This is a genomic window from Micromonospora sp. KC213, assembly GCF_004348325.1.
Classification (GTDB): domain Bacteria; phylum Actinomycetota; class Actinomycetes; order Mycobacteriales; family Micromonosporaceae; genus Micromonospora.
The window spans coordinates 1-8,097 of sequence record NZ_SMKF01000216.1 but is presented as its reverse complement, the minus strand read 5'-3'; the positions used below and the strand labels follow the sequence as shown (position 1 = coordinate 8,097).

The window sequence follows — 8,097 nt, the reverse complement described above, 5'->3', positions numbered from 1 at the left end:
GGGCGGGGTCGGGGGCTGCGGCCTTCGGCCGGTCCCCCGCCCCGCCCCAGTAGGAAACAGACGGCACACGACACCGGAGACGACCAGCAGCCACCGACCAGCCGTCAGGCCACAACGACGGACCCGACCACGGGCCATACGCCACCCCGCACTCCGGCCGCAGTGGACGGCGGCACGAGCGGACGGCGACCACCGTCGGGCGGAGAGTTGGGCGCGGAGCCGGACCAGGACCGCCACCAGGACGCCAGGCGACACGCCCGAACGCTGCCGATCGTTGCCGACGCGGCTAACGCTGGCCGCATTTCCGCAGGCCGCCGCTACCTGAGCAGCACGGGCGGTGCCGGGTGCGCCGGCAGTCCGGCTCTGAGGTGCTGCCGCGCCGGCAAGCCGGCTTGCCCCCGAATACAGGGGCTGAGCACCGCGAACAGCCGCAGGAGCGAGCCGGCGTGGATCAGATGCACGGCGGCCGACACGGGTCTGTGGCTGCCTCCTTTCGGTGATGCCATGCCGCCGGGTTGAACTGCTTCTACCTATAAGAAAGGGAACGCCCTCGCCGGAACATCACAAGATCCACAGAGCGGTGCGAAGAATTTTTCGGCTCCGCGCGTACGCTGAGGATCAAGGCCAGGCCGGAAGCGGGGGCATTCGGTCCGGCTGTCGGTTGTGGAGCCGAGCGACGACGAGCGCTCGCGGCGGGGGCCACACAACGCCGTAGCACCCGCACGCGATCTCTCGTACGCTTGTGCGATTCCCGGCGGTGTCCGCAGCACGCCGGGGGCCGCACAAGGGGTCAGTGTCGACCCGGCCTCACCGCCGACAGGCGGCCCGGCGTGTCCCACCCAGCCCGAGTGACGTGGGGAGGACACGACCGTGCCGGATGAACAGGTGCCCACAAGGCACATGCGCGGCATCCTCGCTGGCCCGCTGGTCTTCGATGAACCGGACCGGTGGTTACCGGACGATCCGCGCCCCGCCCGCGACAACCCGCACGAACTAGACCTGATTCCTCTGCCCAAGATGCCTCTGGGCATCGTCAGCTACACCGCCGCCAAGTGCACAGTCGGCGTGCCGCGCGGGTGGGTCGACGGCACCGACGACCCGCGACCTGCCACACCCCGCTACGTGCTTCACCGCATCGGCCGCACCACCGTGCCCGTCGAGACGAAGGATCGGGTGTGGCGGCACATTGTGGAGTCCTACCGCGATCACGCCGGCCCGATGCGCAAGCAATGGAGCCTCTACGCCCTGGGCGTCGGCTTCGGTGGCCTCTTCGACCGCGCCCGCCGCCTCACCCCCAAAGGCAGCCGCACGGAACGGCGCAACGCCGTGCAGATCGACCTCATGATCGAGTTTCTGACCCGGATGCGCGAAACGCACACCAGCGACGGCACCGTCACATGGCGCTTCGACGCCACCCGGCCCAACATCTACAACCGCCTCTGCGGCAGCGCGTACGACCGGGTAAGCGGACGCACCGAACGGCGCAGACGCCAGCGCAGCCGCCGCAACGACGAAACTCTGACCGAGTACTACGCCCGCCTCGCTCGACTGGACGAGGAAGACAACGGCCGCCTAGCCCAGCTCGTCCTGATCGGGGACGAGAAGACGATGACGACGGTGGCCGCCGACCAGCATGGAACCACCGGCCCGCAACCCGGCCGGCTTGACGCCGACGACGCCCAGGCCGCCGAGGCAGTGTTGCTCAACCTCGTGCAACGCTCTGCCACCGGACCAGCCAGCCAGCGCATCGACAGCACCAACGCCGAACTCGTCCGCCGCACCTACATCCGTCGGGAACGACTCAAGGACGTCGCCGCCGACCTCGGAATGTCCCCCCACAACGCCTCACAGCGGCGCAGCACCGCTGTCCGGCAGATCACCCGCCTCCTGCAAGGCCGCACACGCCTCACGCCCCGGCAGCCCCGCCGCGACACCTGACAGCCGGCAATTCCGGCCGCCCGTACACGTTGCCCGTCACGGGCGGCCGGACGACTACACCGACGCGGCCGACGCCGCGTACTTGTCCCCGCCCCACCCGTAGCGGGCGGCTTCCTTCACGACCCGGGCCACCGACCCACGCACCAGGTCGCGTTCCTCCGTTGTCTCCTGAATCCAGAAGCAGTGATCGGCCAGCCCGTCCACGCACAGCAGGATCGGCCGCACCACCGGAGACACCCGGAACACCAGCGACCAGCCCGGCCCGTGCACCCGCAGCACCAGACCACCACGGCCGGACCCCACCCGCAGCGCCGCCGGCCCGTCCCGCTCCACCACCCCGGCCGCCTCGATGAAGGCCGCCCGCGCCTCCGGAGCCTCTTCCACGCTCGAAGGCCACGCCGCCGACAGCAGCACGTTCTCATTGCCATACCACACACCCGGCTCCGGATCGACCAAGCCGTCAAACAGCCGATCCGCCAACGCCCGCCGCGCCCGCGCCGCCTCCGACAACCCCGGCGGCTCCGCCACCGGCACCGCCGGATTATCCACCGGAAGCACCATCATCGGCGTGTCCTCACCGGCCGCCTGAGCCCGCCACACCTCATCATGAGCAACGTCCGCTAGGGCGTTGTACTGGTCATCCGCCCACGACGCCCACGCCGCTCGCGTACGCGGCTTCGGCAACACTCCCCGGGCCGAGTGCACCCGCCGATGCGCTGCCAACCGAGCCAGCAGAGTCCGGCGACGGGGGCGCGAATTGCGGTACATAAACCACAGCTTGGCATAGTGCCAGTTGGCCGCGCGAGGCAAGCTGTCTGCCGACAAGGCTGTCCTCCGGGTCCGCTCGTCACACGAACGAGTGACGAGCGCAAACACTGCCCGCAGGACCAGGACGGATCGATAGAGCTGCGGGCGCGACCATGGGAGTGGCTTTTTCATACCGCGCCTGCCGCGCCCGCCGTAGCCCGAAGGGTTCCGATGCCCGGCAGACCCGACCTTTCTGCCGTCCGTCCGCCTTTCGGATTGTGGTGGCGGGGCGGCGCGGTGACGACCGCGCCGCCCCGTTTGCCGCCGCGATCCAGCCACATCCACCGATGGCCTGCACATCCGGGCCAGCCGGCACGGCAGGACTATTGCGTAGTCGGGTTTTCCTGGTCACGGCGTCGATGAGGTCGTGTGGACGATGGGCTGCGCGTCTGGTGGCTCGGGCGATGTGGGTTCGCCGTTGCTGCGGTGGTAGCGCGCACCGCCACCGCGAGCATGCTCACCAGCGGGTAGCGCCGGCGACCCGGGTCACGCGGATCGGGAACCGCAGCCACGGCCACGAACAGGCTGTGCTGTTCAACCTCGGTGACCGCAGCCGGAAGAGGCAGATCGGCAGGCCAGTGAGGCAGCTCAACCACTCCCTCAACCGACTACGCAACAGCTAGGTGAAGGCCGGCGTGGTGCCGGCCTTCCCCCGCGATCACCCTGCTGTATGTGCGCCCTGCCCTGTCGCCTCAGAGCTGACCGAGGGGCAGTGCGAGGTCGATGACTTTGTAGTCGTAGAAGGTGCCCTGCTTGTCGGCCTCGCCGGTCAGCATGTCGATCTCGTAGAGCTTGCTGCGGCCGTTGACCTGCAAAACCGCGAAGCCCTTGTTGTAGACCGTTTTGTCGTCACGGACAATGCTGTAGATGTCGAAGCCGGCCTGGATGCCCGCGTCGACGCCCAGCTTGCCGGTGGCGGCGAGCTGCCCGGTGTTGGCCGGTGACTGCACGGCGACCTGGTCGAGGTTGGTGTCGATGTCGAACAGTGTGGTGGCGGTGTCCGGGTCGAGGTCGTTGTTGGTGTAGGCGGCCCCGGTAACGCCGCGGGCGGTGTCCTTCGACGGCGGGTAGGTCAGGTTTCCGTCCTTGACCGTGGTGTCGTCGTTGAGGTTGTGGCGCAGGTTCTGGCCCTTGTCACTGATGACCCGCAGCCGGTCGGCGGCGGGGTTGAAGTCCACGCCGAAGTACTTGCCGTCGAGGTCAACGGTGAGCTTGCTGACCTTCTTGGCGGAGGCGTCGCGGGTGGACAGAAGGTAGATGCCGCCCTTGTCGCCGACGCCGTAGAGCCGCTCGTTCTGCACCCGGTAGTCGATGCCGACGAGCTTGTTGTCGTCGGAGAGCCACACCTTGCCGATCTTGCAGGCGTCGTCGGGCCGGTCGACGTCGAACTTGATCAGCTTCTGGTCGTCGGTCAGTCCGATGGCCTTGAGCCCGTCGCGCCTGCCTTCCCGGTCGTAGTCGGAGTAGTAACGGCAGGATCTCTCCCACGACCGGTGGTCGTCGGAGTCGTCCCACGAACCGCCGTCGGCCCCGGCGGAACCAGCGAACACGCCAGCCATGCCGGCGCTCAGGGCAACGGACAGACCAGCGAGCAGGAGCCCCCTGTTGAGCGCATACTTCATGTCGCACACCTTCCTGTCACGGACGGAACCGGTAGCCCTCAACGGGCACAAGGACATGAAAGCAACTCGCAGATGCTGGTGTGGCCGTAACGGTGGACGTTGGCCCGATCCGGGCGGAAGCCACGTTGAGCAGGACAAACTCGCCCTGAAACGGTATATCGGAACCTGACGCCCCGCCCATCAGCCAGAGCCGCCGGTTGCGCCGCCCTCTTATCGGCTGAAACGCGCGTTGGCTTCCGCGTAGGGGTAGGGGAGTTGGCACCGGTTCCCGCCCGAGAGGACGCGCTGTGCCCACTGTCCGCGCCGTGCCCTACCCGGCACGGTAGGTTCAACCCGTGCTTCCGATGACTCTGCGAGAGATCACGGCCGTTGTCGGTGGATCCCTTCACGACGCTGTCGACGCGGTGACGGTGACGGCTCCGGTGGTGTTCGACAGCCGGCGGGTGGAGCCGGGTGGGATGTTTGTGGCGCTGCCGGGTGAGCGCGTCGACGGGCACGACTACGCCGCCCAGGCGATTGAGGCCGGTGCGGTGGGGGTGTTGGCGTCGCGGCCGGTCGGGGTGCCGGCGGTGGTCGTCGATGACGTGCCGGCCGCGTATGGGCGGTTGGCGCGGGCGGTGGTGGATCGGCTGGCGCAGACCACGGTGGTCGGGGTGACCGGTTCGGTGGGTAAGACATCGACCAAGGACGTCCTTGCCCAGGTGTTGCCGACGTGGGGTGAGACGGTGGCTAACCGGGCGTCGAACAACAACGAGTTGGGGTTGCCGTACACGGTCACCCGGGCCACCGCCGACACCCGCTATCTGGTGTTGGAGATGGGCGCGCGGGGGATCGGGCACGTGGCCTACCTGACTGGCATCGCCCCGCCCACGGTCAGCGTTGTGACCCGGGTTGGGCACGCGCACTTGGGTGAGTTCGGGTCGGTGGAGAACATCGCCCAGGCCAAAGGCGAAATCGTGGAAGCCCTGCCCTCCGCAGGTGAGGGTGGGTTGGCCGTGCTCAACGGCGACGACGAGTTGGTGACGGCGATGGCGTCCCGTACGTCCGCGCGGGTGCTGCGTTACGGCATCGAGAATTTCGCGGACGTGCGCGCCGAGAGGATGAGCGTGGACGAGCGGGGACGTGCCCGTTTCCGGCTCGTGCACGACGGCCAGGCGGCCGAGGTGCGGTTGCGGTTGTACGGGTTGCACCAGGCGTCCAACGCGCTGGCTGCCGCCACGGTCGCCCTCGGGTTGGGGCATCCGATCGACGCGGTGGCCGACGCCGTGTCGCGGGCGGAGGCGGTGTCACCGGGCCGAATGCAGGTGACCGTCCGCCCGGACGGGGTGACGGTCATCAACGACGCCTACAACGCCGCCCCGGACGCGATGCGCGCGGCGTTGCGGGCGCTGCACGCCATGACCGGCGACGGCCGGCGGGCGGTGGCGGTGCTGGGTGAGATGGCCGAGCTGGGCGACCACGCGCCGCAGGTGCACCGGGAGATCGGGCAGCAGGTCGCCGAGATCGGCGCGGGCTGGCTGGTGGCGATCGGCGGGGCCGACGCCGAGCAGTACGCCGCCGGGGCCGCCGGCAACGGCACCGTCGTGGACCGAGCGGCGAACGTGGCGCAGGCGTGGGAACTGCTGCGCGATGGGTTGCGGCCGGGTGATGTGGTGTTGGTCAAGGCAGCCAACAGCGCCGGGCTCCTCACGCTCGCCAGCAAGCTGATCGAGGAACCCGGCGCTGTCACCGCCTGACGGGGGAAGAGGTCAGGCGGACAGGACCGCCTCGGATCGCGTGGTGAGCCTGTCGAGGATCGCCGCGCCGTAGCCGGTCACGTCACCGGTGCCCATCGTCAGCACCACATCACCGCGGCCGGCCATCCGCGCGACGACCCGGGCCGCGTGGTCCGGGCCGAGCGGCAGGCAGTAGTCGCCGTCGCGCAGCCGCGCCATGATGGCCGTGCTGTCCGCCTTGGGCCGGCCGTCCGGCACGGTGCCGTGCACGTCCAGGAGCAGGACGTGATCGGCCTTGTCCGCCAGGACCCGGCCGATGCGCTCGCCGAACGCCAGGACGCGGGCGTGCCCGGACGGCTGGAACACCACCAGGACTCGCCCCCGTGCCAGGGTGCGCGCGGCGTCCAGGTCTGCGGCGATCTCGTGCGGGTGGTCGGCGTAGGAGTCGATGACCGTCACCCCGGCCCGGGTGTCGATGTGCTCGAACCGGCGGCGCACCCCGCCGAACGTGCATGCCGCCCCCGCCACCTTGGCCCCGTGCAGGCCGAGGGCCAGCCCGCAGGTCACCGCCGCCGCCATGTCGTCCAGGTGATGCGCCGCCGGGGTCGGCAACGTCAGCCTGATCTCCACGTCGTTCGGCAGCCGCACCGTGGCCGAGGCCGACCACCCCTCGGCGTGCACGTCCAGCAGCCGCACGTCCGCCGTCCGGTCCCGCCCGTACCGCAGCACCGTCAGGTCGGGCCGCTCGGCGGCGACCGCGCTAGCGGCCACCGTCGCGCCCACGCAGTCAGCGTTGACGATCAGGTACCCATACGGGGCGATCCGGCCGCCGAACCCGACGTAGGCGCGCATCACGTCCGCGTGGGTGACGAAGTTCTCCGGGTGGTCGTCGGTCACGTTCGTGATGACCGCGATCGAGGGCGTGAGGAAGTGAAACGAGCGGTCCGACTCGTCCGCCTCGGCCACCAGCAGCCGCGACCGCCCCAGGTGGGCGCCGGAGCCCGGCCCGGTCAGATCGGCCCCGACCAGGTACGTCGGATCCTGCCCGAGGGTGCGCAGGATGTGGGCGATCATCGCCGTGGTCGTGGACTTGCCGTGCGACCCGGACACCGCCACCAGCCGCCGGTTAGCGGCCAACTTCTCTACGACCTGGGCACGGTGCACAACCGGGATGCCCGCCGTACGGGCCGCGCGGACCTCGGGGGAGTTCTGCGCCACGGTGGTGTAGACGACACAGGAAGCGCCCTCGATGTGCGCCGGGTCGTGCCCCACCTGCACTCGCACGTCGGCCGTACGCAGCGCCGCCAGGGTGGCAGACTCGTGCAGGTCGCTGCCGGTGACGTGGTGGTCCAGCTCGGCCAGCAGCCGCGCCAGGCCGGACATCGCGCAACCGCCGACGCCCACAAAGTGCGGACGGGACAGATCGATCGGACCGTGGTACGCCTCGATCGTCGGATTACCAGTGATCGTGTCGGTCATGGTGCCGTGTCTCCTTCTGTAAGAGCTGACAGGGTGGTGCCACGAACTGACGTGCGAAGGGGTCCACTCCTTCCCATCGATGCGATTCCTTGCGCGCGGCCGAGCTGGCCTCGGGTCACCACCTCGGCCGCGCGAGTCCAATCAATCTGCGACGGCCCATCCAGTGCCGACGCAGACGACAGCCGACCAACATCCAGTGGCGGGACGTAGCCAGCAGCCGGCGGCGTAGAGCCCGAAGACTGTTGCTGCCGGTCCTGCTTTCGCTCCGCACAGCACGAGGGGCAGGCACACGGTCGACCGCCGGGGAACCGACGCGACCGATGCGGGCGGTGCCGTGGGCGAATCAGATCCGCGTCGTCCCTATCCACGGCCAACTGCTCCGGGTCTTGCTGTCCCAGCGGGCGGTTGTTGTCGGCTCCGCCTGAAAACTGACCCCGTGGTTCCGGCTGAACTTTGACCCCCTCCGAAAGCATCGGGAGGTGCTGAGCGTGGAGGACTGGGCGGAGATCCGTCGGTTGCACCGGGCGGAGCGGATG

The 8,097-nt window shown here is 69.5% G+C and carries 5 protein-coding genes; 2 read left to right on the top strand and 3 right to left on the bottom strand.

From position 1 onward, the window contains the following. Window positions 1-885: 885 nt before the first annotated feature. Complete coding sequence (locus tag E1166_RS27555; RefSeq protein ID WP_132342825.1) at window positions 886-1,938, top strand: hypothetical protein; 1,053 nt, start codon at window positions 886-888, stop codon at window positions 1,936-1,938. Between the two features lie 54 nt (window positions 1,939-1,992). Here the strand turns inward: E1166_RS27555 and E1166_RS27550 are convergent, their stop codons facing one another. Together E1166_RS27550 and E1166_RS27540 are read right to left on the bottom strand one after the other, a co-directional pair. Further along, entirely contained in the window at window positions 1,993-2,502 is a 510-nt protein-coding gene (locus tag E1166_RS27550) for a hypothetical protein (protein WP_132342824.1), read from the bottom strand. Between the two features lie 935 nt (window positions 2,503-3,437). Beyond that, complete coding sequence (locus E1166_RS27540; RefSeq protein WP_207914576.1) at window positions 3,438-4,367, bottom strand: DUF4394 domain-containing protein; 930 nt, start codon at window positions 4,365-4,367, stop codon at window positions 3,438-3,440. 404 nt (window positions 4,368-4,771) lie between these two features. Here E1166_RS27540 and murF point away from each other — a divergent pair, with 404 nt between their 5' ends. Next, complete coding sequence (gene murF, locus E1166_RS27535; protein WP_243710550.1) at window positions 4,772-6,103, top strand: UDP-N-acetylmuramoyl-tripeptide--D-alanyl-D-alanine ligase; 1,332 nt, start codon at window positions 4,772-4,774, stop codon at window positions 6,101-6,103. Between the two features lie 12 nt (window positions 6,104-6,115). Here murF and E1166_RS27530 read toward each other — a convergent pair whose 3' ends face one another. After that, window positions 6,116-7,561 carry a Mur ligase domain-containing protein gene (locus tag E1166_RS27530; protein ID WP_132342822.1) on the bottom strand — a complete coding sequence of 482 codons (1,446 nt, stop codon included), beginning with the start codon at window positions 7,559-7,561 and terminating at the stop codon, window positions 6,116-6,118. Between the last annotated feature and the right edge of the window lie 536 nt (window positions 7,562-8,097).